The following is a 24873-nucleotide window of genomic DNA, read 5'->3' as shown; positions in this document are numbered from 1 at the left end:
ATCTGCGCGCTGCGAGCCATGCGGTAAAGACTTGAACCATTCGCACGCCCATCACGTCCACCGCAACAGTAGCGATGAGTTTGTACCCAGCAATCCGTGTTTCTCCGACCGCCATGAGGTGCCTGCATGAACGCTATCGACCTGTTGATTCAAGACCATAAATTGGTGAAGAAGCTGCTGGCTGAATTGTCTTCAACCACCGAGCGAGCCGTGAAAAAGCGCGCCGAACTGCTGCACCGGATCGAGCAGGAGCTGCAAGTCCACACTGCTCTGGAGGAGGACATCCTCTACCCGGCCATCAAGAAGGCCGGCGGCAAGGAAGAAGCGAAGATGTATTACGAAGCCAAGGAAGAACACCGTACCGTGGATTCGCTGGTGCTTCCTGATCTGCTTCATACCGAAACCGGCACCCTCGAATTTGCCGGGCGGGTGAAGGTGATGAAAGAGCTGCTTGAACATCACATCGAAGAAGAGGAAGGCGAACTGTTCCCCACTGCGAAAAAGCTGCTGGGCAAAGATCAGCTGGAAGAGATGGGCGTTGCCATGGAGGCGCACAGGAAAATGCTCAAGGGCGAACGACGGGCTGCATGAACCGAATGCGCCACAGCAAAAAAGAAATTAAAGTAGACCAATTTATTACCTGAAGGAATAAAAATAGCACCGAACGATATTGGTATATACCAGATGTCTACCCGTTAAATCTGCTCCCTGAGCCCCGAGGGCACCAAGGAGCACGAAAGGATGAACGCTGTACGGGTAATGCTGGAGTATTTCCACCCTTGGCCAAATTCGGCAGGGTTCTACGTCGCAAGGGAGCGCGGGTGGTATCAGGACGCCGGCTTGTCGGTGCAACTGGTAGTGCCCGACCCCTTCCATGGCGACACGTTGGAGCACCTGCTCAAAGGCGATGCGGATGTCGATGCGGATGTCGGCGTGTTTCCCAGCAATCGCTTGCTGGTCAGGCGCAGCCTCGGCCAGCCGCTGCTGGGTGTCGCGGCCATCAACCATCGGGGCCTTGAATCGATCCAGACCCTCACCGACTTCGGCATTCGCCGCCCCAGGGACCTCGCAGGCAAACGCCTGGCGCTCAACCCCACGCCCCGTGGCCTGGCCATGGTGCGCCATCTGGTGGCCGCCGATGGCGGCGACCCGGATGCTGTGATCATCGTCGACAGCAAAGTGCGCGAACTGCGCCCGGAAGACCTGGCGGCAGGCATTGCCGACGCCAGTTTTGGCGGCTACTGGGCCTGGGAAGCCTTGATGGACAGCCCGGTTGCGGCCGAGCGACGTGTGGTCTGGCCAGTCGATGACATTGGCGCACCGCGTTATCACAGCTACCTGCTTGGCGGGCAGCAACGCTGGTTCGAGGAAAACCCCGAGATCGCCCGCGCCTTTCTCGCCGCCACCGAGCGTGGCTTTCGCGCGGCGGCCGCTAACCCGCAAAGCGCGTTGGGCGCCTATGAGGCCGCCACCCCTTACTTTCCGAGGGCGCTGCTCAGCCAATCGCTACAGCACATCGCACCCACTTGGCTGCATGAGCAGCGCTGGGGCCAGCAACGCGAAGAATTGATCGCCCCCTACGCCCAGTGGCTGCACCACCACGGCGTACTGGCCGACGCCGACGCTTGGCGTGGTGCCACCAGTAACCGTTACCTGCCGGAGCCACAGGCATGAACGAGCCCTTGCGCATGGCCCATGGCATGGGCGTGCAGCCGGTAGAAGCCGACTGGCCCGCGCTGACTCAGGTGGATGTGGAAGCGGTACTGAGCCACTTCCCGCGGCTTGGCGCCGTGGGCCCGCTGCACTGGCACAGCCCCCGCCCCTTCTCGGCTGCCGCGCAGGTGCGCACGGAAAAAGGGGAGCTGTTCGTCAAACGCCACCACCGCAGTGTCCGCCAGCCCGCCTGGCTGCTGGAGGAACACCGCTTCGTTCAGCACCTTGAACAGCGTGGCGCGCCCGTTGTTACCCCGTTGCTCGACCGCAACGGCGACAGCGTGGTGGCCCTGGGTGAATGGACTTACGAGGTGCTGCCCTGCGCGCAGGGCCACGACCTGTACCGTGACGCGCTGTCGTGGACACCCTTCCTCAGCCTGCAGCACGCCCATGCGGCGGGCGTTGCCCTTGCTCGCCTGCACCTGGCCGCCGAAGGCTTCACTGCGGGCGCCCGACGCACGCCCGTATTGATTGCCAACCTGCGGTTCTTCAGCCACCAGGCGCCGCTGTCGTCCATCGAAACGGCCTCGGCGCAGCAGCCCGCACTGGCCCACTACCTCGCAGACAAACACTGGCAGCAGGCCCTGAGCGAACTCTATCTGCCCCATCACTGCGCCCTGCTGCCCCTGCTGCAGCACCAGCCGGCGCTGTGGACCCACAACGACTGGCACGCCTCCAACCTGCTGTGGGACGAATCGGCAAACACCACGCTGGTGCGCAGCGTCCTTGATTTCGGCCTGAGTGACCGGACTTTCGCCGTATTCGACCTGGCCACTGCGGTAGAACGCAATTGCATTCCCTGGCTTGAACTCGATGCAGGCGGGCGCGCCGCCGCCGACCTCGACGCCGTCGATGCACTGCTGGCCGGTTACCACAGCCAGCGGCCCCTGACACAGGCCGACCTGCTCACGCTCAAAGCGCTGCTGCCATTGGTCCATGTGGACTTCGCCCTCGCCGAAATCGACTACTTCCAGGGCATCGTCGGATCCCGGAGCAACGCCGACATCGCCTACCACAATTTCTTGATCGGCCATGGCCAATGGTTTGGCGACAGCGAAGGCACCCGCCTGCTCGATCATCTGCACCGCATCGCACGCGCGCGCTGACAGGAGCCCCTATGCCCGACATCCTCATTTCACCCAACGCCTTGCACCACGCCCTGCAACAGCCGGGGCTGGTGGTGCTCGACGCCAGTGTGGAACTGGCCGCCGCCCAGTTCGATGGCGACTACCGCGTCGCCAGTGGCCATGCGGCCTGGCTGGCCGAACACATCCCGACGGCGCGGCATGCCGACCTGACGCGCGAGCTGGCCGACACCGCAGCGGGCTACAGCTTCGCCCTGCCCTCGCCGACGGAGGCAGCCGCGGCGCTGGCACGCCTGGGCATCGCCGAGGCACGGCACATCGTGGTCTACGACCGGCATGAGGGTTTTTGGGCCGCACGCCTGTGGTGGATGCTGCGTAGCCTGGGCGTGGCCGCGTCGGTGCTCGACGGCGGCCTGAAGACCTGGCGCCAGGCCAACCTGCCCTTGGCCCGCGGTGAGCAAGCTCAGCCTGGTGTGGCGGGTTCACCAGTGTCGCTCACCGTCCATCCAGGGTACTGGGCAAACCGCGAAGACGTGCTGGCCGTACTCGATGGGCAAGCGCCAGGCACGCTGGTGTGTGCGCTGTCCAAGGGGCTGTTCGAGGGCAGCGCGGTGACCCGCTATGCCCGACGCGGCCATATCCCCGGCAGCCTCAACCGACCGGCGCGGCAGCTGTTCGACGCGCAGGGCCGCTACCTGGCGCCCGACGCATTGGCCCGCGCACTCGGCCCAGCATTGGTCGAAGGCACCCAGCCACTGGTCCTCTACTGTGGCGGCGGTATTTCCGCGGCCGCCACTGCCCTGGCCCTGACGCGCCTGGGGCGCCAGGGCGTTTCGATCTATGACGGCTCGCTGCAGGAATGGGCAGCTGACCCTGCATTACCAATGACCACCGGAGCAACGCCGGCCTGAAGTTACACCCCCTTCAAGCGCCCGCTCAACGATGCTGTCGCCGCTGCATAGGCGCGGCATCGCGAGCACAGGTTTACCCGATTTTCGGTGCCACACCGCTGGTCACCCAGGAGTTCGTTCATGGCTTCATCTTTGTCTTTTCATCACCGCCACGGCCTTGCGCTGGGGCTGCTGAGCCTGTCATTGAACCCGGCCCTGGCCTGGGCAGAAAGCACCCTGCTGGAGGCCATCACCGTGACGGGCGCACAGACCAACAGCTACCAAGCCACCTCAGCCTCGGTGGGGGGGCTGGGCGAGGCGCCACTGCTCAATACGCCGGCCTCGGTTGCGGTGTTCACCGAGCAACTGCTCAAGGACCGCCAGGCCAGGCTGCTCAGCGAAGTGCTCAGCAACGACGCCTCGACCGGCGAAAGCTATGCACCGATCGGTTACTACGAAAACTTCGTGGTTCGCGGGTTTTCCCTCAGCGCCGCCAACAGCTACAAGATCAACGGCAGCACCATCACCGGCGAGCAGAACGTCGCGCTGGAAAACAAACAGCAGGTCGAGCTGCTCAAAGGCCTTTCCGGGTTGCAAAGTGGCGTTTCCGAGCCGGGCGGGCTGGTCAACTACGTCACCAAGCGCCCGCAGAACGTACATTCAGTCACCGTCGCGAGCAACGAATCAGGCGAGCGCTATGTGGCCACCGACCTTGGCGGCTGGCTGGACAGCGAGCAGCGCCTGGGCGTGCGCGCCAACTTCGCCCACGAAGACATCCGCTCCTACGTGGACAACTCGGACGGCAAACGCGATTTCGCCTCCCTGGCCGTGGACTGGAACCTCAGCGATGCCGCCCTGCTGCAGCTGGATGCCGAGTACCAGACCCGCGAACAGCGCTCGGTGCCGGGCTATCAGCTACTCGGCGGTAGCGTGGTGCCCAGCGGCATCGACCCCAAGGACCGCCTGGCCGACCAGCGCTGGTCGAAACCGGTGGGTATCGATTCGCTCAACCTTGGCAGCCGCTTCGAGTACCGCTTCGACGACAACTGGAGCGCCAACTTGAGCGCTTCGCGCAGCCGGGTGGTGATCGACGACTACAGCGCCTTCGCCTGGGGCTGCTATGGCGCCCCGAGCTGCGCCAGCTCCGCCGTGCCCAACTACTTCAGCCCCGAGGGCGACTACGATGTCTACGACTTCCGCAACCCCGACGATACCCGCCGCAACGACGAGCTCCAGGCGGCACTGAGCGGGCGCTTCGACAGCGGCCCTTTGCAGCATGAGCTGACCGTCGGCAGCAGCGCCCTGCGCCGTATCGTCGACCGCCGCGACTCGGTCAACGAATGGGTGGGTACTGCCAACATCTACCAGCCGGTACCCGACTTTGCGCCGACCAGCGAACCGCTGGGCCACACCTATCGGCGCCTGGACAGCCGCCAGTACGGGTTGTTCTTCAGCGACCGGCTGAGCTACGGCGAACACTGGCAGGCCATTCTGGGTGGCCGCCAGGTGCGACTGGACGAAAAAACCTTCAATATCGACGGCAACACCACGCGCCATACCCAACGTTCGGAGTTCCTGCCCAACGTGGCACTGATCTACAAACCGCGCCCGGACATCTCGCTGTACACCAGCTACAGCAAAGGCCTGTCACTGGGCGGTGAAGCGGCGTGGTTCACCACCAATGCCGACGAGATCCTGCCGCCCACGGTTTCACGGCAACTGGAGGTAGGTGCCAAGCTTGACTGGCGGGGCTTGAGCCTCGGCGCCGCGCTGTTTCGCATCAGCAAGGCCTACCAGTATTCACGTCCCAATGGCGACGGCAGCTTCACCTACGTGCAGCAAGGCGACCAGGAAAACATCGGCCTCGAACTGTCCGCCAGCGGGCACCTGACCGAGCAGTTGCAGGTGTCGGCCAGTGCCGCGGCCATCCGCGCCCGGGTCGAGGACAGCGGCACTGACAGCTACGAAGGGCACCAGGCGATCAACGTGCCAAACGTGCGCACCAGCCTGCACGCCGACTACAGTGTCGCCAGCATCAAGGGCCTGGCCCTGCTCGGCGGCCTGCGCTACAGCGCCAGCAAGTATGCAAGCCAGGCCGGCAATGTGAAGGTCGACGGGTACACGGTGTTCGATGCCGGGGCGCGCTACACCCTGGACCTGGAAGGCTACGAAACCGTAGTGCGCCTGACCGTGGACAACCTCTTCGACAAACGCTACTGGCGTGATGTGGGCGAATACATGGGGGATGGTTACCTGTTCCAGGGTGCGCCGCGCACCGCTCGCCTGTCCGCCACCGTGAATTTCTGAGGAATCGCCATGACCCGGTCCGTCTCGCTGATCGCCGCCCTGCTGGCAACGCTGCTCACCGGTTGCCAGCAGCACCCGCCCGCTAACGACCAGCTCGATGCGGTGCTCTGGACCCAGACGTCGGTGGAACACGACCTGCTGTTCCGCCAGGTGTATGCCAGTGCCACCCAGCACCTCGACAGGGCCTTGGCCGACCCCGCCTGGGATGCGCTGGCACACGCACCGCGCGCGCTACACGGCTTGCCACCGGCGCTGATCATCGACATCGACGAAACCCTGCTGGATAACGTCCCGCTCAACGCCCGTTCGATCATCAATGACCGCCCCTATGACTACGACGCCTGGTACCAGTGGGTCGATCGCGCCAAGGGCCCTGCCCTGCCCGGCGCAGTGGACTTCCTGCAGGCCGCCGCGCGCCGTGGTATCACGCCGTACTACCTGACCAACCGAGCGCCAGGCCAGGAGCAGGCAACCCTGGAAAACCTGCGCCGCGCCGGCTTCCCCATCGACAGCAGCGCCCAGATCCTCACCGCCGGCACCGCCATTGGCGGTTGCCAGGCCAGCGGTTCGGACAAGACCTGCCGCCGTCATTGGGTGGGGACCCAGGCGCGGGTGCTGATGCAGCTGGGCGACAGTTTCGGTGATTTCATGGCCACCCGAGGCAGCCAGCAGGCCCAGCTCGACGCGGCCCGCCCCTACTTCGCCTGGCTGGGTGAACGCTGGTTCCTGCTGCCCAACCCCACCTATGGCGGCTGGTACAGCGCGCCGTACCAGGGGCGCGAGGGGTTGTCGGAACAACAGAAGCGCGCCTTCAAGCACAAGGTCTTGAAGCCCCAGTACTGACGCTGCCGAGGAGGCGCCCATGTCAACGTTAGAAATCATCGCCGTGCTGTTCAATATCCTCGGCGTGTGGCTGACCACCCAACGTATTCGCTGGTGCTGGCCGGTAAGCGTGGTCGCCGTGCTGCTCTACGCCTGGATATTCTTCGACGTGAAGCTGTATTGCGACATGCTGCTGCAACTGGTCTTCGCCGTGCTGCAAGGTTACGGCTGGTGGCGCTGGAGCCAGGGTTACAGCGTCGCCGGCAAGGTCGGCGTGCAACGCCTGCCGCGCCGCGAGGCCATCGTCAGCCTGGCGGCGGGGCTTGCTGGCGCGGTACTGCTTGGCGCCGTCATGCAGCGCTACACCGATGCCTCCGCGCCGTGGATCGATGCGCTGCTGAGTTCGCTCAGCCTGGTGGCAAGCTTCTGGGCGGCACGCAAATACGTCGCCAGCTGGGGGCTGTGGATCGTGCTCGACAGCGCCTACGTCGGGCTGTTCCTGTTCAAGGACCTGCAACTCACAGCGGCCCTGTACGCCGGCTTCGTGGTATTGGCCGCCTACGGCCTGCTGGCCTGGCGCAACGAACTGCTGGCCCAGCAACAGCCCCTGCCTGCAGGCGCCGAGGTATTGCCATGAACCCGTTTCGCACCTCGTTCGTCAGCGAGTCGCAGCCACAGGCCACCTGGCGCGCCAGCCAGCCCCATTACCTGCGTATCCGCGATCAACTGGCCAGTGACCTGGCCAAAGGCTGCCTGCCCGCCGACAGCAAGCTGCCCGCAGAGCGCGACTTGGCCGAGCGTTTCGGCTGCACACGGGTGACCCTGCGCCAGGCACTGCAATTGCTGGAAACCGACGGCGTCATCTACCGCCAGGACCGCCGCGGCTGGTACGTCAGCCCCCCACGCATCCGCTACGACCCAACCGGCATCACAGGCTTCATGGAGTACGTCGCCACCCAAGGGCGCACGCCACGCACCGAGTGCTTGCACGCCGAGCGCCGCCCAGCCGGGGCCTGGCTGGCCAAGCGCATGGGCCTGGAGCATGCGGAGGAGCCGGTGTTCTACCTGCAGCGCCGTCGCTACGTGGACCAACGCCCGGTGCTGCTCGAGTGCAATGTGCTGGTCGCCGACTGGTGCCCCGCGTTGCTCGACGCCGACCTCAACACCTCGCTGACCGCCCTGCTGCGCGAACGTTTCGGCCGCGTGCAGTCGCGCAGCGAGTTGTGCATGCACCCTGAGACGATGAACGACTTTCAAGCCGACCTGCTGCAAGTCTCTCCAGGCTCGAGCAGTTTCTACCTGGAACGCCTGAGCTTCGGCGAGCGCGGCCAGCCCGTGGAGTTCGACCAGGAATTCTGGCGCCCGGACGCCCTCGCAGTAGTGCTGCAAACCCGCTACCCCGGCCAGGTCGAAGCGCTATGAAACACCCACTCGACACCCCACTGGAAACACGCTTGCTGGCCGCCGAAGGCTTCATTTTCGACTGCGACGGCACCCTGATCGACAGCCTGCCCGCCTACGCTAGCGCCTGGCGCGCGGGCTTCGCTGCGTCTGGCAAGGGCATGGACAGCGCATGGCACGCTGCCCGCTGCGGGCTCTGCGAGACGCAATTGATGACGCATTTCGAACAGAGCCACCAGGTCACGCTGGATCGCCCCAAGGTGGTGGCGACGATGCGCCAGCACTACCTGGCCAACCTTTCCCAGCATCTGCGTGAGATCACCCAGGTGACTGCAATCGCCAGGCGGTTTGCCGGGGTGAAGCCCATGGCGGTGGCATCCAGTGGATCACGCGAGATTGTCTTGAACTCACTGGCCGCACTGGGTTTGGTCGAGCTGTTCGACGTCATTGTGACCATCGACGATGTCGGCAAGGCCAAGCCTGATCCTGCTATCCCTCTAGAGGCCGCCCGGCGACTGGGGCTGTCGCCTGCTCGCTGCCTGGTGTTCGAGGACAGCGAGCAAGGCCTGGAGGCAGCGCGGCGCGGTGGGCTGCCGGTGGTGGACATAAGACGGCTGAGCGCCCCTTAGATGGGCCTGTCAACGCCAATCGCTGTAAGGCTCCAGCGGCGTCACCGGCAGCGCCAGATTGCCCCGCCACCCCATGGCTCGGTGCATAGTCATCGCTGTGCTGCCAGTCGAACCCGCCGCCCATCACCCAGTGATCGCTCAGCCGGCGTTCGAACAGACCGCGCAGGCGGTAACCCAGTCCGCTGCTGTTACTGGCGTCGCTGATGGCGTCGAGGTTGGAGTCGACGCTATGCTGCGCCAGCACCTTGTGATTGACATGTGCATCCGGGTACAGACGGCTGCTGCCGCTGTGGGTCTGGGACCAACCGACGGAGCCCTCCAGCAGCAACGACCAGTCGTAGTTGCGCCAGGCATAACTGACCGGCACGCCGACCGACGTGTAGCGCTGCGGGCTGTAATAGCCGCCCTGCCCCAGGCTGTAGCCGCCCAGGTCCTTGTCGTGGCGCCAGTGCATCAGCGTCACGCCAACGCGCACACGCTCGTCAGCTTTTTCCTCATCGCCGTCCTGCTCTCGGCTGGCGAGCGTCATTGCGCGGTCGTCCCGTGGCGACACCGCCGCCGGGTCAAGCAACTGCGCATCGGCCATCGCTGCAGCGTAAAGGCTCAGCGCCCGCTGCGGGTCGTGCTGCGCCACCAGGCGGGCGGCGTCGCGACGCAGTAACGGATCGGGCTGCGGCTGCTGAGCAGCCATCCGCTCAAGTAGCCTGGCTGCCTGGTCGCGCTCACCCGGCTGTCAGCCCGCCACGCTCTGATCGGCGGTGAAATTGCGTAGCGCCGCCTCGAGTAGGGGAATTGTTTCTGGCAACCCCCCGCGAATGAAAGGTTGCAGCGTCGCGCAAGCGCGACGTTGTTCAACGGTCAGGAAGTCATCGGCGAACACTTCGAATTTGATGTCGTTCTCGGACAAATAGAAACCGGAACAGCCCGCAGCTCAACACCACGCGTAGGGAAATGCGCGAAATTGAACTGTTCATTTGAAGCCGCCCTAGACAGGTTTCATTGCCATGGCGCCTGTGACCGTCGTGTTATAAGAATTCGCAAAGTGAATTATCTTTGTTGCAACGTGATAGAAAGGCCCGGAGCCTGGACCATTGTTGTAGCCTTCAGGGAAAAGCCTATGGCCTGTCCAGGTATGACGATTTAATGGCAACTGTGCCCCGTATAATACACGCAGATCCGGGATCAAATCGTCATTCACAGGCAGGGCCGACTCCGCACTGACAAAACTCTCGGCACTGACCAAATTGTAGCTGCCTGGGCCGATCAGCACCCTGAAGCAATAACTCACCTGCACCGGATAGCTGATGGTTTTTTTCGCCACATCGGTGATCGTGATGGTTACGTCGCCATTGCGTAATGGCCAGACACGACCGTCGGCATCTACCCGAGCAATGGCTGGGGCACTTGAAGCATAGGTATACGGAGGGGTGCCGCCGGTGGGCAATCGCTGTTGGGACCTTGCGATATTGCCATTGACTTTGGGCGGGATAACGGCCCAGGCATTGGCCACCATTTGACACATCTCGATGGCCCCTCCGCGCAGCACCATCGGGGCTTGGCTGACATCCAACGGGGCAACCAGCATCGCCGGCGTTGCGATTGTAAACTCCAGGTCCGCAGACGCACGATCAGGTGTGTTGGCCTGGGACACAATGTAGTAAACAACGACATCAATCGGGTTTCCATTGAGTTTCAGTTCAGCGGCAGGCACCTGGAACGAGGTCGGGGTATCGCCTGCGTCTACGTCTTGCGACTGCTCGTGGTACCCCCCTTCCGAGGTTTCCCAGATCATTTTGAAGCGTATAATCCCCCTTCACCGCGCTTAGATCCGGCAGCGCGATATAAACACCGTGTGCAAACTCCTGCCGGCCGGGGTCCAACACATTATTGGAACCGGAAAGATCGGTTTCAGTGGTGGGCGCCGGCAGCGTCTCGGCAAGATAACCGACGTAGAATCGCTGGTATAACGACTTGACCTTGTTCTTGCCCCGCTTCACGGTGTAGTAGATATCCACATAGCCACCCTCGAAGGGCAGCAGGAACTTAGGCCCGTCCAAACGTAACCGCAATTCACTGCCGACCTGGACTGCGGTGACACGATGCTTTCTGGGTTTGAAAACCAGGCTACGACCGTCGGCAGCAACCCCGCGCATCACGACGTCAACAACATCACCCTTCATCAGATTGGCCAGTTGAGGAATCACCAGGTCTGCCACCGCCAGATCAGAGTCGGTCCACCAGCCATTATCCACACTTTCGGCGCCGTCTATCGACACTGCGGGCAATGCGTTGGATGCACGCGTGCCGATGAAATCAAGGATGGCTGACTGTGACAACGTGACCGTATTATTGCGTTCTACTTCGTAATAAGCGCTGCCCGAACCATTGGCGAGGCCCCACAACTCCCTGGGGAACAGTGTAAAGGTAAGCACTTCGCCAGCAGCTGTTATATCCACAGTACCCAGGTCGGATGCCTGAGCCAGGCCTGCTTCGGTAGTGGCTTTCCATTTGACGGTTACAGTATCGCCTGGCTGGAAATTGCCGGGGTCAGCTTTAATTTCCAGCCCCCAGCTGCCATAGATGTCCAAATTGAAAGGTTGGACAATAGTGCGTTTCAGGTCTTCCAGATCGCCGAGGGTGGGTGCAGCAAACGTAAGCTTCGATACGGCGACCTGTACACGGGTGGTTACCGACCACTCGGACTCGTTGCCAACCTCATCAACGACGTAGTAATCCACTTCAAGGTCTTTGCTGTCTCCCGCTGCCAGTACAGTAGCCTCCGGCACGGTGATGACAATCGGCTTGCCCACGTGTGCCGCTTGCACGCTATGCTCAACGGTTTCATGGCCCCAATACAGTACGACCGTATCGAAGGCCGCCATGCCCGTGTAAGCCGCAATCGTCACTTGCACGCCGCTCTTGGCGTCGCTTTCGCCTACCGGCCCCGCGGCCGGCGTTGTCAGGGTGGGCGCATTCAACGGCACAGGTGCTGCGTTACCCACATGCCCCGGTTGGCCGAATCGCACCTTTACAATCAACACCTGTGAAGTGCCCACAGTGCCATAGAGGCCAGCGCTGCCTTTGCGTGCAACGTAATACTTTACTTGCGCGTCATCTTTTTCCTTGATGAAGGCACTGGGCACGATCACTGTCAGGTACTGGTTGCTCACGTCCCCCGCTACGACCTTCGCGGGTACTCTCTTGCCGCTCCAGTCTGCGATGATCCAATCATCCACGGCCATGCCCTTGTAGGCAGGGATGACGACCACCACGCCGTCGTCAGGGTCCCAGACTTCCTCGTGGTTGATACCCACATCCGCGATTGAGACAGGCCACGTGGCACCGATGACCATAGGCCTTGGATAATCTGAAATCGCCTCTTTCGGATAGCGGCTCTTCAGGTGAAGATCAAACTCGATGCGCAGATCGTCAATGCCAGCACGACTGCCTGGCACAATGCTATTCGGATTAACGGGGGGGGCTATCATTGTTGAGCTCATTTTTTCAATCCTTCGATGCAGTTGGAGCTGCAATAAAACAAGCAACAGTAGTTATGGACGCCCCACCATCCCTCTTCCAACGTAAGGGAAACAGGCGCGCAGGTGCGTTCAGCAACGTTACACACGCGGGAACACTTCAACACCTGGTAAAAGTGATAGTTTTGATAGTGCCGGACACTGCATGACCACTACAGTACCAACCCCCGAGATGCATCAGACGAAGAAAGGTAACCCATACTTCTTCGGCATGAAGGTGCATATCGGCGCCGATGTCGAGCATCCGTTTCGGGTGATCAGGCGTCAGTTTGGCTACGTGAAAGTGCGCTTTCGTGGACTGATGAAAAACACCGCTCAGTTGACCACGCTGTTCGCCCTGTCGAACCTGTGGATGGCTCGAAAACAGTTGATCGCAGCATCCCTAGGGAAAGCCGTGTTTCCCGTAAATGTCTTAGATACTAGGCAGCTATACATCAATCGTGCCGGGCGTTCAGCTTCTCTCGTTCAAATGCCTGACCACCTGGTCTGCTACCTGCGCCAGGCAGCCTTTGAAGAAGTGATTGGCCGCGCTATAGACGACGACCGGGCGGTGCTCTGGCCGTGCCCAATCAAGCAGGTTGGCCAGCGGCGCCATCTCGTCGTGCTCGCCATGCAGCAACAGGCAGCGGGACGGCAACGGCAGCGCTGGATAGAACCGCCCGCCAGGCACCTCTCCCACTGGCAGCCCCAACAACGCGACAGCATGCAGCGAGCTTTCCAGCGTGACCGCGACCCTGGCAAACACGTGCGCACCAAACGAGAAGCCGACGAGTGCGATGGGCAGTTCGGGGTAACGTTCCTGCAGGTGCCTGACGACGACAATGCTGTCTTCGGCCTCACCTACTCCCTCGGCATGTGCGCCAGCGGTTTGCCCCACTCCGCGAAAGCTCGGGCGCACCACGCGCCAGCCTGCAGCGCACAGCTTGCGGGCCAAGGTCAGCGGTACCACGTGGTGTGGGCTGCCGCCCAGCAAGGGTTGCGGATGGCTGACCACCGCAATGCCCCTGACGGGCACCACCGGTTCATCGACAATCAATTCGATCCGCCCGGCCGGGCCCGTGATCAGCTGTTCGCTTCGTGCATCATCGTGCATCGCTATCTCCATCGACCGCTATCGTTTCGTCCGTTTCATTCGGTGCCGACTTGGCTGCTGGCAACGCGCGCAACACCATCACTACCAGCCCGACATTGATTGCCGCCAAGCAACCCAACGCCATGAGCACCCCCATGGCACCGAAGTGCTGCAGCAGGTAGCCGCCAACTAACGGTGTCAGTGCCTGGCCGATCAGTGAAGGCCGCGACATCTTGCCCATCAGCACCACGTACTGCGACGGTGGCATCAATGCCAGCGGTAGCAGGCCGCGAACGATCGCTCTCAGTCCGTTGCCCAGGCCGTAGAGTAACAAGCCCACCGCTGTCGCGCCTGGCGCAAACGCGACTAACAATACGCCTACCGCAACCAGCACGACTGACACCAGTGCAGTCCAAATGGGGTGGCGCTTGCCCGCTAGCATCTGCAACACGCGCGAGGCGACTTGGCTCGGCCCCAACAACGCCGAAAGCGCGATGGCAGCAGCCAGCGAATAGCCCAGCCCTTGCAGAACGGCGACCAGTTGCACCGAAATGGCGGTCATGATGACCGCACCCAGCGCGAAGATCCACGTCAGTTGCAGGTACAAGCGTCGATTCCCACCCGCACTGCTCTGCTCGATGAGGCGCTTGCGCGGCGCTGACCGGACGGCGCTCGGCAGTACCTTGAGGTAGAACGGCGTGGTCACCAGAAGCACTGTGGCATAGCCGACACACGCGTAGCGCCAGCCCACATGCTCGATGGCAAATGCCACCAGCGGCCAGCACAGGGTTGTGGCAAACCCTGTAATCAGGGTGATGCCGGTAATGGCTTTACCCGCACGCTCGGCATACAGCGCACCCAATGTCGCGAACAGCGCTTCGTAGAGCCCGGCGGCCATGCCAACACCGATGATCACCCACGCGAGCAAAAACGTCGGCAACGTCTGGCTAGCCGCGACGATCAACAACCCGAGAGCAACGATCACGCCACTGCTGGCCAGTTGTGTCCGGCCACCATAACGGGCAACCAGGCGGCTCGACAGCGGCGCAAGCAGGGCCGAGACCATCAGACTCAGCGACAACGCGCCGTATACCCACTGGCTGCCCCAACCGGTCTCGCGCGTTATCGGCTCGCCCATGACCGCCAGCAAGAAGAACGAGCCGCCCCAGACCAGAATCTGCAGCATGCCCAGGCAAAAAATGCCAGGGGCCCCAGGTAGACGAGCTTCGGCGTGCACGATAAACCTTCAACAAGACGAACGAATCAGTGCGCGGGACGCACGCGCCTAGTTTAAGGCGATGCTGCGAGCGGTGCTAAACCCTCTGGGCATAACAGCTATTGACCCCTGCACCTGCAGGGGTCAGCACAATGCCACTTAGGACTTGCGTTGCAAGGTGTGGTAATTCAGCGCTTCGCGCGCTTGCTTGAGGGTGCGCCCTTCATTGATCAACGCACGGATATCCGCTTCGACTGCTTCGATCTGACGGGCAACCTGGGCAACTTCTTGCGCCCGCTCACGCGGCACTACAACAACGCCGTTGGCATCGGCAACGATGATGTCACGGGAGCAGACACGGGCCTGGCCGATGGAAACCGGCTGGTTGACCGATTCGACCTGGACGCGGTCCTTGCCTGTGCGCATGAAGCGCCCCTGGGTAAACAGCGGATAGCCATCGCCCAAGGCCTTGTTCACATCGCGGCAGACGCCGTCGATCACCGTGCCAGCAATTTTCCGGGCCCCGGCATACTGGGTCATGATATCGCCCCACACGGTGCAGTCGGTGCGGCCATCATTGTCGATCACCACGATGTCGCCCTCAGCGACCTCTTCGATGAAGTCACCAACGGTGCCCGGTGGCACGCTCGCCGACACGTACTTCACCGTGAACGCCGGCCCCACGACCACCTGTTTGTAGTTGTCGAGCGGCATCACACCAAAGCAATGGCCAGGCAGGCCGAGCTTGTCCAAGGCATCCGAGACGCCGGGCGTGTCCAGCCCTTCGAACAGTGCGACCAGCGCTTTATCTTCTGCGTGCATCTTTAGCTCCTTTCAAACAGACGGATTGATCACAACGGGTGACATCACAGGCCGTGAGGTCACGCCTTTTGGGTCTTCGGCACCGGCTCCAGAATCGTCAGCAACAGCACAAAGCTGGCGAACGAACCAATCGCAAGGTAAGAGAACACGTAGTTCCAGCCATAACTGTCAAGCAACAAGCCGGTCAAAAACGGCGTCGCCGCGGCACCTAGCTGCCCGACCATGTTGACGATGGCGTTGGCGACGGGGAACGTCTGCTTGGTCGCCAGTGCCATTGGGTAAACCATGTAAGAAGAAAACCCGAAGCTCAGCACGATGCCGGTCGCCATCAGCAACAGGCCATACGAGAACGGGTCGGCAGGTGAATGAATCAACAGGTACATCATCACCGAGGTACCCAGCGCTGAAAGCAGCATCCCAGGCTTGCGCCGCCCGCCCAACCAACGGTCCGAGCAATAGCCGCCCAACAGGTTGCCCAGCACTGCCCCTACCCAAGGCGCAGCCGAGACCAGCCCCATATTCATCAACGAGAAGCCTTTGACGGTGATCAGGTAGGTGGGGATCCAGGACAACAATACGCTGGAAACACCCAGCTGGAAGCAGTACGCCAGCGCACTCCCCCAGATCAACCACGAACCGAAGACCTGGCGCTTGGTCTCCAGCGCCGCTACCTCGCGCCGCCGAATGAAGAAGTCCAGGCGTTCAAAGCCTCGCCCTGAGGTCGTCTGCACGGTGGGTTCAGTGCTGGCGACGTTGTCGCGCGGCGTTTCGTCAGTGATGTAATCAAGCTCCGCCTGATTGACGAAGCGGCTTTTCGAAGGGTGGTCGGCAATCAGAAAGTACCAGGCGATCGACAGCAAAATGCCCGGCACGGCGAAGAAAAAGAACACCTCGCGCCAGCCCCACACCGCGATGATCACGGCACACAGCGGCGGTACGATGACCGGGCCGAACTTGACCGCAGACAGAAAAATGCCTGAAGCAATGCCCTTTTCTCTCGGCGGAAACCAGTTGTTGATGGTGGTGGTCATGCTGATCGGCAGCGGCCCTTCGGCAAGGCCCAGGCCGAACCGATAGATTTTCAACGCCAGCAGTGAGCCTGCGGTACCTACCAACCCGGTCAGCACCGACGTCATGACCATGGCGGTCGGCAAGATCCGGCTCACGCCCAGGCGGCTGAAGGCCAAGCCTGCCGGGATTTGCGCCAAGGCATAAGCCAGCAGGAACAGGCTCATCAGCCCACCCGCTTCGGCGTTGCTCATCTCGAACTCTTTGCGAATAAAAGGCAACGCCACGCCGAGATTGGCGCGGTCGGCGGCAGCGATGGTGTAGATCGAGAAGATCATGCCAGCCACGATCCACCGGTAACTGCTGCGCCCTTTGGCATAGGCAACTTCAGCGATCGACATAGGTACATACCTTTGTTTTTGTAATTCGGCGGTAATCTAGGCGCCGCAAAGGTAGAAAAAAAGCGACAAATACTCACCACTTATCATCACTTTTAGTGGACAATCGCTTTCACTAACCTGCCTTGAAATCTCTTCGGGGCCGCTCTGAAACGGGCTTTTCACACCTGGAGCACGCGATGATCACGCTGAAGCAAATCGAGGCCATCTACTGGATTGTCGAGCTGGGCAGCTTTGAAGCGGCTGCCGCCAAACTCAACATGTCTCAATCGGCGATCTCTAAACGCGTGCAAGAACTCGAGGATGCCTTTGGCGTAGCCATCTTCGACCGCTCGAAACGCAGTGCCCGGCTGACTCAAAAGGGCTTAGAGCTACATGGCTGCGCCGTTGAAATGTTGCGCCAGCGGGATAACCTGCTGGAGCGCATCAGCTCGAAAGAAACGCTGGTCCGACGCTTCAGGCTCGGCGTAACGGAACTCACGGCGCTCACGTGGCTGCCGAACCTGGTCGATCAGATTCACCAGACCTACCCCAAGGTCGATCTGGAACCCTCGATCGAGTTGAGCACCGACCTGTTGCGCCGGCTCGAGGCTGACGAGCTTGACCTGATCATCGTGCCTGACATCTTCCGCGATGCACGCTTCATCAGTACCCCGCTCGCGTCTGTCGAGAACGCGTGGATGTGCTCACCCTCGCTCTACCCGAGTGACGCGCCCATGGACTTGCAATCGCTGTCGTCGTTTACGGTACTTACCCAGGGAGGCAGCTCAGGCACCGGAAAAACCTACGAACGCTGGCTGGCGGAACATGACGTGCGGCTGACCAAGACGCTCACCAGCAACTACCTGGTGGCACAAGTCGGGTTGGCGATTTCGGGTGTCGGGCTCAGCTACCTGCCCAGGCAATGCATGAGCTCGATGATCGAGCAGGGCCGTTTGAAGGTCGTACAAACCGACTTGCCACTGCCGCCGATCAGCTATGTCTGCGTGCACCGGGCAGACCGCTACCAAGGGCTCAGTAATGAAGTGGCGCGGTTGGCGCAACAGGCCTGCGACTTCACCCGGCTTATCATCACCTGAGGCGATGTTTTTTGATCAATAAATATCGCTAAAAGTAACGGCAGTTCTCTCCTACCATCGACCCATACCCCACTGGGTCAAGCCATTCAGGAGATTGTCATGCTGTTACCCGGGTCTCGTATCCTGCCGTCGCCAACACTCGCCCCTGCGCATGTGATCGAATCGTTCCGATCGGTCGTCACGCCGCACATCAGCGACAACCTGGGTCGACACATTGGCGCGCGAGGGCTTACCCGCTACAACACCTCGGGCAAGCTGGTCGGGACTGCGCTGACCGTCAAAACGCGCCCCGGCGACAACCTGTTCATCTACAAGGCACTGACGCTGCTCGAACCCGGTCACGTACTGGTCATCGATGCCCAGGGTGACACCAACAATGCGGTCATCGGCGAGTTGATCAAGCTCTACGCAGAGCAGCGTGGCTGCGTTGGTTTCATCGTCGACGGGGCGATTCGCGACGTTGAAAGCTTCAAGACCAGCCCTTGCTATGCACGGGCTGTCGTGCACTGCGGCCCTTACAAGAGCGGGCCAGGCGAAATCAACGTGCCGGTTTCGATTGGTGGCATGCTCGTCTTACCCGGTGACATCATCGTTGCTGACGAAGACGGCATCGTCGCCTTCCCCCAGAACCTGGCTGAACTCGTGCTAGGCAAAGCGCGCGAACACGAAGCTCACGAAGAGGCCGTCAAGGCAGAGATTGCCACGGGTGCACTGGACCAGTCGTGGCTCGATAAGGTGCTGGATAAGGCAGGCTTGTCGAACTGAAGTGGACTACTCCAGGTCAGTTGGGGCCGCGCAGCGGACCCTTTGGCCCTCACCGCCTACCCCAACAACTGGCTCAACACCGCCCGCAACCTCCCCGGTTTGACGGGCTTGTTCAGCAGCGGCGCGCCAAGCTTCTGCAAGGCGCGCCGGCACTGATCGCTGCGGTCCGCGGTAATGATCACCGCTGGAATGGCGACGGCAAAATGCTCGCGCAAGTGCCTGACCACCTCGCAACCCACAACGCCGTGGTCCAGGTGATAATCCGCCAGGATCAACTCCGGCGCCTGCCCCCGCAAGGCCGCCAGGGCACCGGCCTGGTCGGTCGCAGTCACCACCTCACAGCCCCATTGCCCAAGCAGCGCGCCCATGCTTTCGAGGATGCTCACTTCGTTGTCCAACACCAGCAGCCGGCGGCCGGGTAACGGGTTTCCAGCGCTGGCTTGCGGCATAGCCGGGTGAGCAGGCAGCGGCACTTCTGTGCCGATCGGTACCTCGATGCTGAACATCGAGCCACGCCCCGGCCACGACCGTACCTGGACGCGGTAACCGAGAATCTTGGCGATCCGCTCGACGATAGCCAACCCCAGGCCCACGCCTTTGCGATCGGCAGCACGGCCGACGTCCAGTTGGTTGAACTCAAGGAAAACAGCTTCCAACCGATCTTCGGCGATGCCCCGCCCGGTGTCCCAGACCTCCAGGCGCAAGTGGCTGCCGCGACGCCTGGCCCCGAGCAAGATCTTGCCTTCGTCGGTGTAGCGGCAGGCGTTGCTGAGAAAGTTGCGCAAAATCCGTGTCATCAGCCGCAGGTCGGTGTTGATGGCATAGTCGCCAATGTGCGCCCGCAGCTTCAGCCCTTCAGCGTCCGCCACCGAATTGAACTCCGAGACCAGCGGGCCAAACAGCTCGTCGAGGCGGTACAAGGCCACGTCGGGCTTGACCGCCGCCTGATCGAGCCGGGAGATGTCCAACAGGTCGGTCAGCAGGTCTTCGGCGCCCTCCAGTGCCTGGTGGGTGCGCTCCACCAGCACCTGCTCCGCCTCCGGCAACTGCCGTTCGCGCAGGGTCGAGATCAGCAGGCGGGCGGCATTGAGCGGTTGCAGCAGGTCATGGCTGGCAGCAGCCAGGTATTTGTCCTTGCTGCGGTTGGCGGTTTCGGCGGCGTCGCGGGCATCGCGCAGGGCGCGGGCAATCGCTTTACGCTCGGTGATCTGCTGCTGCAGGTTGCGGTTGGCCTCGAGCAGTTCATCGGTCCGCGCGGCGACCCGTTGTTCGAGTTCGTCGTTGAGTTGCTGCAGGTGCTGCTGGGCCTGCTTACGTTCGGTGATGTCGGCGACAAAGCCTTCGACCAGCCCTTCGTGGCCAGGCTTTAGCAGCAGGTTCATCAGCACATCGAGGTGGCTGCCGTCGCGGCGCCGCAAGCGGGTTTCGTAGCCGTGCAGGCTGTGTTCGCGCGCGAGCGTCGCAGTGATCGCATGCAGCTCTTCGGCGCCGCCAACAAACAGGTTGGCGGCCAGGTCCGTCAGGGAAAACAACACCGCCTGCGGGCTGTCGTAGCCAAGCATGCGCGCCAGCGCGGGGTTGGCGGCACGCATGCCTTCTTGCAGGCTGGCCTGGAAAATCCCGTGGACGGCATTTTCGAACAGCCATTTGTAGCGGTTGCGTTCGGCCTCCAGCTCGTCCAGGCGGGCTGCCAGCTCCGGGTAATGGCTCTTGCGCGCCGAGTGGTCGCCCAGCCCCAGCAGCCCGGCGAGCGCCCGCTGCTGCTCGTCAGAGGGCCTCGCCATAAACGACCTCGACATCACGCTGGCTCGACTCGCGGGGGTTGGTGAGGATGCACGGGTCACCCATCGCATGTTGCGACAGGAACGGGATGTCGGACGTACGCACCCCATGCAGGCCAAGGGTTTCGTGGAAGCCGATCGCGTGCTTCAGGGCAATCAGGTGCTCCACCAAGCGCCCGCAGATCTGCCGGTGGTTAAGCCCGCGGCAGTCGATGCCGAACACCTCGGCAATCACCTTGAAACGCTCGGGTGCCGAGCTGTAGTTGAACGCCACCACGTGTTCCACCAACACCGCGTTGCACAAGCCGTGGGGCAAGTCGAGGAAGCCGCCCAGGCTGTGGGACATGGCGTGGACCGCACCCAGAATCGCATTGGAAAACGCCAGCCCGGCCTGCATGCTGCCCAGCATGATCTTCTCGCGCAGGGCGATATCGGTCGGGTTGGCGATCATCTGCACCAAATTGCCATTGATCAAGCGCATGGCTTCCAGCGCATGCGGGTCGGTCAACGGCCCGTGGCCGGTGGACACAAACGCCTCGATGGCATGCACCAGCGCATCGATGCCGGTGCAGGCAGACAGGAACGGGTCCATGCTCAGGGTGGTTTGCGGGTCGATCAGCGAGACGTCGGGCACCACCGCCTTGCTGACGATGGAGAACTTCATGCGCTCCTGCTGGTTGGAAATGATCACGAACTGCGACACGTCCGCCGAGGTGCCGGCCGTGGTGGGGATGAGGATCAACGGCGGGCTGGGCACGCGGATCATGTCCACCCCTTCGAACTCGAGAATACTGCGCCCGTGGGCGACCACGATGCCGATCGCCTTGCCGCAATCCATCGGGCTGCCGCCGCCGACGGCGACGATCACGTCACAGTGGTTTTCCCGGTAGATCTCGGCGCCGAGCATGACCTCTTCGACCCGCGGGTTGGGCGAAACGGCCGTGTACAGGCAGTAGTCGATGCCTTGGGCCTGCAGGCTGGCCTCGACATCCGCCACCCAACCCGCAGCAATTACGCCGGGGTCGCTGACCACCAACACCTTGCGCGCACCGAAGGTCTTGGCGTAATTGGCGACGTTGTGCCGGCAGCCGGCACCAAAGATGATTTCAGGCGAAACGAACTTGCGAAGCGGGCTGAAACTCTGGCTCATTGGAAAGCCTGTTCTTATTGTTCTGGAAGGTAATCGCCAGCGTAAAGCATCCCGCAGCGAAAGCAACCAGACCAAAGCGGGGCCCCGGCTTAGCCACGAAAAATCAGCCGCGACGCCTGCTCGTTGCGCAGGGTCAGCTGCGCCATGCCCTGCCCTGCGGTCTGCGCTTGCTCCCGGGCCTTGAGGATCACCCCATGGTGCGGCGACTTGCTGCACACCGGGTCGGCGTTGGCGGCATCGCCGGTGAGCATGTACGCCTGGCAGCGGCAGCCGCCCAAGTCCTGGTGTTTTTCATCGCACGAGCGACAGGGCTCCTTCATCCAGTCATTGCCACGGTAGCGGTTGAAGCCAAAAGAATCGTTCCAGATGTGCTCGATGCTGTGCTCGCGCACGTTGGGGAAGGCCACCGGCAACTGGCGGGCGCTGTGGCACGGCAGCGCAGTGCCGTCTGGGGTGATATCGAGAAACAGGTTGGCCCAGCCGTTCATGCAGGACTTGGGGCGTTCTTCGTAGTAGTCCGGCGTGACGAAAATCAGCTTGCACGGATGCCCCTGGGCCTCCAGCCGCTGGCGATACGCTTGGGTAATGGCTTCGGCCCGCTGCAATTGCTCGCGGGTCGGCAGCAGGCCGGCACGGTTGAGTTCGGCCCAACCGTAGAACTGACAGGTCGCCAGTTCCACGAAGTCCGCCTGCAACGCCAGGCACAGCTCGATGATGTCGGCAATCTGGTCGATATTGTGCCGATGGGTCACGAAGTTCAGCACCATCGGGTAACCCTGGGCCTTGACTGCCTTGGCCATCGCCAGCTTCTGGGCGAACGCCTTGCGCGAGCCGGCCAGCATGTTGTTGACCGCCTCATCTGCGGCCTGGAAGCTGATCTGGATATGGTCGAGCCCGGCGACCTTGAAGTCGCGGACTTTCTGTTCGGTCAGGCCGATACCCGAGGTAATCAGGTTGGTGTAGTAGCCCATGTCCCGCGCGGCCTTGATCAGCAGCGCGAGGTCCTGACGCACCAGCGGTTCGCCGCCGGAAAAGCCCAGCTGCGCGGCGCCCATCGCCCGCGCTTCGCGGAACACGCGGATCCACTCGTCAGTGGTCAACTCCTGGCCATGTTGGGCAAAGTCCAACGGGTTGGAACAATACGGGCACTGCAACGGGCAGCGGTACGTCAGCTCCGCCAGCAGCCACAGCGGCGGCCCCGGGCGCGTGTCATTCGATCCAGTGCTTGCCACGGGCCACCTCCAGAAACGCCAGCACATCCTCATCCAGCCCCTGTGCATCGGGGAAGCGCTGCGCCAAGCCGTCAATGATCGCCGCCACGCACCGTTGGCCGTCCAACAGCTCCAGCACCCAACCGGCGCTGGCATTGAGCTTGATCATGCCCTCGGGGTACAGCAGCACATGGCAATCCTGCCGCGGCTCCCATTGCAGGCGGTAGCCGCGGCGCAACCCCAGCACCTGTTCGCCATCGATCAGTTTCACAGGGCGATCCCCCGATGCCAGACATTTTCCTGGGTCACGCTGTGATAAGGCGGCCGCTCCAGCTCATACGCCATGCTCATGGCATCGAGCATGCTCCAGAGCACGTCGAGCTTGAATTGCAAAATCTCCAGCATCCGCTGCTGGCCGGCACGCGTGACGTAATACGCCAAGGTGATGCGCAGGCCATGTTCGACGTCGCGCCGCGCCTGGCCCAGGCGCGTGCGGAAGTAGTCGTAGCCGGCGGCATCGATCCACGGGTAGTGCTGGGGCCAGCTGTCCAGGCGCGACTGGTGGATCTGCGGCGCGAACAGTTCGGTCAGCGAACTGCTGGCAGCCTCCTGCCAGCCTGCGCGGCGGGCGAAATTGACGTAGGCGTCCACGGCAAATCGCACCCCAGGCAGGACCATCTCCTGGGAGAGGATGCGCTCACGCGTCAGCCCGACCGCCTCCCCCAGGCGCAACCAGGCTTCGATGCCGCCTTCGCTGCCCGGCGCGCCATCGTGGTCGAGCACCCGTTGCAACCATTGCCGGCGCACCTCACGGTCTGGGCAGTTGGCGAGGATTGCCGCGTCCTTGAGCGGGATGTTGACCTGGTAGTAGAAGCGGTTGGCAACCCAGCCCTGAATCTGCTCACGGGTCGCACGCCCGGCATACATCGCCTGATGGAAGGGATGGTGGATATGGTAATAGGCGCCCTTGGCACGCAAGGCCGCTTCGAATTCAGGGGGTGTCATGGGGGTGTCGGTCATTGCGGTTCTCCAGGGCACGCGGTGCCAGCCACTACAGCGTGATAGACAAGCCGTCGTACGCCACTTCAATCCCCCGCCGATCCAGCAAAGCCCGTTCGGCCGAGTCTTCATCAAGGATCGGGTTGGTGTTGTTGATGTGGATGAGGATCTTGCGCTGGCGGCTGAAGCCCTCCAGCACGTCGAGCATGCCACCCGGGCCACTCTGCGCCAGGTGGCCCATTTCACTGCCCAGGCTTTGGCCGACTTCGCACACCCGCATCTCGTCGTCACGCCACAGCGTGCCGTCCAGCAGCAGGCAGTCGGCATGGCGCATCCAGCTCGCCACCTCGGCATCGACCTGCCCCAGGCCCGGCGCGTAGAACACCGAGGCACCACTGCGCCGGTCCTCGATGAGCAGGCCAATGGTGTCGCCCGATTGCGGGTTGCCGCGGTTGGGCGAATACGGCGGCGCGTTGCTCAGCAACGGGACCGCGCGAAATTGCAGGTTTGGGCAGGCAGCGATGCGAAACGGTTCGCGGTCCAGGCCGATGCATTGCCACTGCAAGCCACCGTTCCAGTGCTTGAGCAGGGTGAACAGCGGGAAACCGCTACTCAGGTCTACATGCACCCGCTCGGTGCACCACACCGTGTGCGGGCAGCCTTCGCGCAGGCTGAGCAGGCCCGTGCAGTGGTCAATCTGGCTGTCCAGCAGCACCACCGCGCCAATTGCCGTGTCGCGCAGGCGGCGCGCCGGTTGCAAAGCGGGGAAGCTTTCGAGCTGGGCGCGGATGTCGGGTGAAGCGTTGCACAGTATCCACTGCTCGCCATCGTCGCTCACCGCGATCGAAGACTGCGTGCGCCGCTGCGCCCTCAGGCTGCCATTACGCACACCGGCGCATTGGCGACAGTTGCAGTTCCACTGCGGAAAACCACCGCCAGCGGCGGAGCCGAGAACACGAATGTGCATGGACAACGATCCCCAGAGAAGA

General features: G+C 62.3%; 24 protein-coding genes and 2 pseudogenes. 12 read left to right on the top strand and 14 right to left on the bottom strand.

Annotated features, from left to right (window positions below):
* Nucleotides 1-126: 126 nt before the first annotated feature.
* The 9 genes from MFF34_RS14345 (at nt 127) to MFF34_RS14305 (ending at nt 8847) form a co-directional block, all read left to right on the top strand.
* Complete coding sequence (locus MFF34_RS14345; protein ID WP_099429577.1) at nt 127-591, top strand: hemerythrin domain-containing protein; 465 nt, start codon at nt 127-129, stop codon at nt 589-591.
* 150 nt (nt 592-741) lie between these two features.
* Nucleotides 742-1674: an ABC transporter substrate-binding protein gene (locus tag MFF34_RS14340; RefSeq protein WP_238214807.1), complete on the top strand. Its 933-nt coding sequence runs from the start codon at nt 742-744 to the stop codon at nt 1672-1674.
* A complete protein-coding gene (locus MFF34_RS14335) occupies nt 1671-2819 on the top strand; it encodes a phosphotransferase enzyme family protein (protein ID WP_238214805.1) in 1149 nt (382 codons plus the stop codon). The genes MFF34_RS14340 and MFF34_RS14335 overlap by 4 nt, the downstream gene beginning before the upstream one ends.
* A gap of 11 nt (nt 2820-2830) precedes the next feature.
* Complete coding sequence (locus MFF34_RS14330; protein ID WP_238214804.1) at nt 2831-3709, top strand: sulfurtransferase; 879 nt, start codon at nt 2831-2833, stop codon at nt 3707-3709.
* A gap of 120 nt (nt 3710-3829) precedes the next feature.
* Nucleotides 3830-5995 (top strand): TonB-dependent siderophore receptor, encoded by a 2166-nt coding sequence (locus tag MFF34_RS14325; protein WP_238214803.1) that lies wholly within the window; start codon nt 3830-3832, stop codon nt 5993-5995.
* 9 nt (nt 5996-6004) lie between these two features.
* The gene (locus MFF34_RS14320; protein ID WP_238214801.1) at nt 6005-6838 is read left to right on the top strand and encodes a 5'-nucleotidase, lipoprotein e(P4) family; all 834 of its coding nucleotides are present in this window, start codon (nt 6005-6007) and stop codon (nt 6836-6838) included.
* A gap of 19 nt (nt 6839-6857) precedes the next feature.
* Complete coding sequence (gene pnuC / locus MFF34_RS14315) at nt 6858-7454, top strand: nicotinamide riboside transporter PnuC (protein WP_099429583.1); 597 nt, start codon at nt 6858-6860, stop codon at nt 7452-7454.
* Nucleotides 7451-8239: a GntR family transcriptional regulator gene (locus MFF34_RS14310; RefSeq protein ID WP_085273773.1), complete on the top strand. Its 789-nt coding sequence runs from the start codon at nt 7451-7453 to the stop codon at nt 8237-8239. The genes pnuC and MFF34_RS14310 overlap by 4 nt, the downstream gene beginning before the upstream one ends.
* Nucleotides 8236-8847, top strand: coding sequence for an HAD family phosphatase (locus MFF34_RS14305; protein WP_238214799.1), 612 nt, complete (start codon nt 8236-8238; stop codon nt 8845-8847). Before MFF34_RS14310 ends, MFF34_RS14305 begins: the two co-directional genes overlap by 4 nt.
* A 9-nt stretch (nt 8848-8856) precedes the next feature.
* Here MFF34_RS14305 and MFF34_RS28170 read toward each other — a convergent pair.
* The 4 genes and pseudogenes from MFF34_RS28170 to MFF34_RS14285 all read right to left on the bottom strand — a co-directional run.
* Nucleotides 8857-9574 (bottom strand): annotated as a pseudogene (locus MFF34_RS28170) (cellulose synthase subunit BcsC-related outer membrane protein); the annotation flags it as partial.
* 6 nt (nt 9575-9580) lie between these two features.
* Entirely contained in the window at nt 9581-9754 is a 174-nt protein-coding gene (locus tag MFF34_RS14295) for a hypothetical protein (protein ID WP_238214797.1), read from the bottom strand.
* 78 nt (nt 9755-9832) lie between these two features.
* Nucleotides 9833-10558, bottom strand: a complete 726-nt coding sequence (locus MFF34_RS14290) for an Ig-like domain-containing protein (protein ID WP_238214794.1) — start codon at nt 10556-10558, stop codon at nt 9833-9835.
* Nucleotides 10545-12347: a hypothetical protein gene (locus tag MFF34_RS14285; protein ID WP_238214793.1), complete on the bottom strand. Its 1803-nt coding sequence runs from the start codon at nt 12345-12347 to the stop codon at nt 10545-10547. The genes MFF34_RS14290 and MFF34_RS14285 overlap by 14 nt, the downstream gene beginning before the upstream one ends.
* 202 nt (nt 12348-12549) lie before the next feature.
* Here MFF34_RS14285 and MFF34_RS14280 point away from each other — a divergent pair.
* Nucleotides 12550-12759: pseudogene (locus tag MFF34_RS14280) on the top strand (IS5/IS1182 family transposase); the annotation flags it as partial.
* Between the two features lie 75 nt (nt 12760-12834).
* Here the strand turns inward: MFF34_RS14280 and MFF34_RS14275 are convergent.
* The 4 genes from MFF34_RS14275 to MFF34_RS14260 form a co-directional block, all read right to left on the bottom strand.
* Nucleotides 12835-13476 (bottom strand): alpha/beta hydrolase, encoded by a 642-nt coding sequence (locus tag MFF34_RS14275; RefSeq protein ID WP_238214791.1) that lies wholly within the window; start codon nt 13474-13476, stop codon nt 12835-12837.
* Nucleotides 13466-14641 (bottom strand): MFS transporter, encoded by a 1176-nt coding sequence (locus MFF34_RS14270; RefSeq protein WP_238214789.1) that lies wholly within the window; start codon nt 14639-14641, stop codon nt 13466-13468. Before MFF34_RS14270 ends, MFF34_RS14275 begins: the two co-directional genes overlap by 11 nt.
* Before the next feature lie 189 nt (nt 14642-14830).
* Nucleotides 14831-15493, bottom strand: coding sequence for an RraA family protein (locus tag MFF34_RS14265; protein WP_238214788.1), 663 nt, complete (start codon nt 15491-15493; stop codon nt 14831-14833).
* A 59-nt stretch (nt 15494-15552) separates the two neighbouring features.
* Nucleotides 15553-16902 carry an MFS transporter gene (locus tag MFF34_RS14260; protein WP_238214785.1) on the bottom strand — a complete coding sequence of 450 codons (1350 nt, stop codon included), beginning with the start codon at nt 16900-16902 and terminating at the stop codon, nt 15553-15555.
* Between the two features lie 176 nt (nt 16903-17078).
* On the opposite strand from MFF34_RS14260, the gene MFF34_RS14255 reads away from it, so the two are divergent.
* Nucleotides 17079-17978, top strand: coding sequence for a LysR family transcriptional regulator (locus MFF34_RS14255; protein ID WP_085273786.1), 900 nt, complete (start codon nt 17079-17081; stop codon nt 17976-17978).
* 99 nt (nt 17979-18077) lie between these two features.
* Nucleotides 18078-18743 carry an RraA family protein gene (locus MFF34_RS14250; protein WP_238214783.1) on the top strand — a complete coding sequence of 222 codons (666 nt, stop codon included), beginning with the start codon at nt 18078-18080 and terminating at the stop codon, nt 18741-18743.
* A gap of 56 nt (nt 18744-18799) precedes the next feature.
* Here the strand turns inward: MFF34_RS14250 and MFF34_RS14245 are convergent, their stop codons facing one another.
* From MFF34_RS14245 to pqqB, 6 genes are all read right to left on the bottom strand, one after another.
* Nucleotides 18800-20527, bottom strand: a complete 1728-nt coding sequence (locus tag MFF34_RS14245) for a NahK/ErcS family hybrid sensor histidine kinase/response regulator (protein WP_238214778.1) — start codon at nt 20525-20527, stop codon at nt 18800-18802.
* Nucleotides 20511-21674 carry an alcohol dehydrogenase-like regulatory protein ErcA gene (ercA, locus tag MFF34_RS14240; RefSeq protein ID WP_238214776.1) on the bottom strand — a complete coding sequence of 388 codons (1164 nt, stop codon included), beginning with the start codon at nt 21672-21674 and terminating at the stop codon, nt 20511-20513. Before ercA ends, MFF34_RS14245 begins: the two co-directional genes overlap by 17 nt.
* Nucleotides 21675-21763: 89 nt before the next feature.
* Complete coding sequence (gene pqqE, locus MFF34_RS14235) at nt 21764-22933, bottom strand: pyrroloquinoline quinone biosynthesis protein PqqE (protein ID WP_374707403.1); 1170 nt, start codon at nt 22931-22933, stop codon at nt 21764-21766.
* Nucleotides 22884-23156, bottom strand: coding sequence for a pyrroloquinoline quinone biosynthesis peptide chaperone PqqD (pqqD, locus tag MFF34_RS14230; RefSeq protein ID WP_099429600.1), 273 nt, complete (start codon nt 23154-23156; stop codon nt 22884-22886). Before pqqD ends, pqqE begins: the two co-directional genes overlap by 50 nt.
* Entirely contained in the window at nt 23153-23905 is a 753-nt protein-coding gene (pqqC, locus tag MFF34_RS14225; protein WP_027596451.1) for a pyrroloquinoline-quinone synthase PqqC, read from the bottom strand. Before pqqC ends, pqqD begins: the two co-directional genes overlap by 4 nt.
* 31 nt (nt 23906-23936) lie before the next feature.
* Nucleotides 23937-24851: a pyrroloquinoline quinone biosynthesis protein PqqB gene (pqqB, locus tag MFF34_RS14220; RefSeq protein ID WP_238214773.1), complete on the bottom strand. Its 915-nt coding sequence runs from the start codon at nt 24849-24851 to the stop codon at nt 23937-23939.
* Nucleotides 24852-24873 lie beyond the last annotated feature (22 nt).

The sequence above is a fragment of the Pseudomonas sp. PAGU 2196 genome (assembly GCF_022179005.1).
GTDB classification, from domain to species: domain Bacteria; phylum Pseudomonadota; class Gammaproteobacteria; order Pseudomonadales; family Pseudomonadaceae; genus Aquipseudomonas; species Aquipseudomonas kermanshahensis.
The sequence above is the reverse complement of the archived record's forward strand: the minus strand, read 5'-3'. Positions and strand labels throughout refer to the sequence as shown.

What these genes read in the sequence shown, in the direction of transcription:
- MFF34_RS14345 (WP_099429577.1), top strand. Translation starts at nt 127, where the DNA reads ATGAACGCTATCGACCTGTTGATTCAAGACCATAAATTGGTGAAGAAG.
- MFF34_RS14340 (WP_238214807.1), top strand. Translation starts at nt 742, where the DNA reads ATGAACGCTGTACGGGTAATGCTGGAGTATTTCCACCCTTGGCCAAAT.
- MFF34_RS14335 (WP_238214805.1), top strand. Translation starts at nt 1,671, where the DNA reads ATGAACGAGCCCTTGCGCATGGCCCATGGCATGGGCGTGCAGCCGGTA.
- MFF34_RS14330 (WP_238214804.1), top strand. Translation starts at nt 2,831, where the DNA reads ATGCCCGACATCCTCATTTCACCCAACGCCTTGCACCACGCCCTGCAA.
- MFF34_RS14325 (WP_238214803.1), top strand. Translation starts at nt 3,830, where the DNA reads ATGGCTTCATCTTTGTCTTTTCATCACCGCCACGGCCTTGCGCTGGGG.
- MFF34_RS14320 (WP_238214801.1), top strand. Translation starts at nt 6,005, where the DNA reads ATGACCCGGTCCGTCTCGCTGATCGCCGCCCTGCTGGCAACGCTGCTC.
- pnuC (WP_099429583.1), top strand. Translation starts at nt 6,858, where the DNA reads ATGTCAACGTTAGAAATCATCGCCGTGCTGTTCAATATCCTCGGCGTG.
- MFF34_RS14310 (WP_085273773.1), top strand. Translation starts at nt 7,451, where the DNA reads ATGAACCCGTTTCGCACCTCGTTCGTCAGCGAGTCGCAGCCACAGGCC.
- MFF34_RS14305 (WP_238214799.1), top strand. Translation starts at nt 8,236, where the DNA reads ATGAAACACCCACTCGACACCCCACTGGAAACACGCTTGCTGGCCGCC.
- MFF34_RS14285 (WP_238214793.1), bottom strand. Translation starts at nt 12,347, where the DNA reads ATGAGCTCAACAATGATAGCCCCCCCCGTTAATCCGAATAGCATTGTG.
- MFF34_RS14275 (WP_238214791.1), bottom strand. Translation starts at nt 13,476, where the DNA reads ATGCACGATGATGCACGAAGCGAACAGCTGATCACGGGCCCGGCCGGG.
- MFF34_RS14270 (WP_238214789.1), bottom strand. Translation starts at nt 14,641, where the DNA reads ATGCTGCAGATTCTGGTCTGGGGCGGCTCGTTCTTCTTGCTGGCGGTC.
- MFF34_RS14265 (WP_238214788.1), bottom strand. Translation starts at nt 15,493, where the DNA reads ATGCACGCAGAAGATAAAGCGCTGGTCGCACTGTTCGAAGGGCTGGAC.
- MFF34_RS14260 (WP_238214785.1), bottom strand. Translation starts at nt 16,902, where the DNA reads ATGTCGATCGCTGAAGTTGCCTATGCCAAAGGGCGCAGCAGTTACCGG.
- MFF34_RS14255 (WP_085273786.1), top strand. Translation starts at nt 17,079, where the DNA reads ATGATCACGCTGAAGCAAATCGAGGCCATCTACTGGATTGTCGAGCTG.
- MFF34_RS14250 (WP_238214783.1), top strand. Translation starts at nt 18,078, where the DNA reads ATGCTGTTACCCGGGTCTCGTATCCTGCCGTCGCCAACACTCGCCCCT.
- MFF34_RS14245 (WP_238214778.1), bottom strand. Translation starts at nt 20,527, where the DNA reads ATGGCGAGGCCCTCTGACGAGCAGCAGCGGGCGCTCGCCGGGCTGCTG.
- ercA (WP_238214776.1), bottom strand. Translation starts at nt 21,674, where the DNA reads ATGAGCCAGAGTTTCAGCCCGCTTCGCAAGTTCGTTTCGCCTGAAATC.
- pqqE (WP_374707403.1), bottom strand. Translation starts at nt 22,933, where the DNA reads ATGTGCTGGCGTTTCTGGAGGTGGCCCGTGGCAAGCACTGGATCGAAT.
- pqqC (WP_027596451.1), bottom strand. Translation starts at nt 23,905, where the DNA reads ATGACCGACACCCCCATGACACCCCCTGAATTCGAAGCGGCCTTGCGT.
- pqqB (WP_238214773.1), bottom strand. Translation starts at nt 24,851, where the DNA reads ATGCACATTCGTGTTCTCGGCTCCGCCGCTGGCGGTGGTTTTCCGCAG.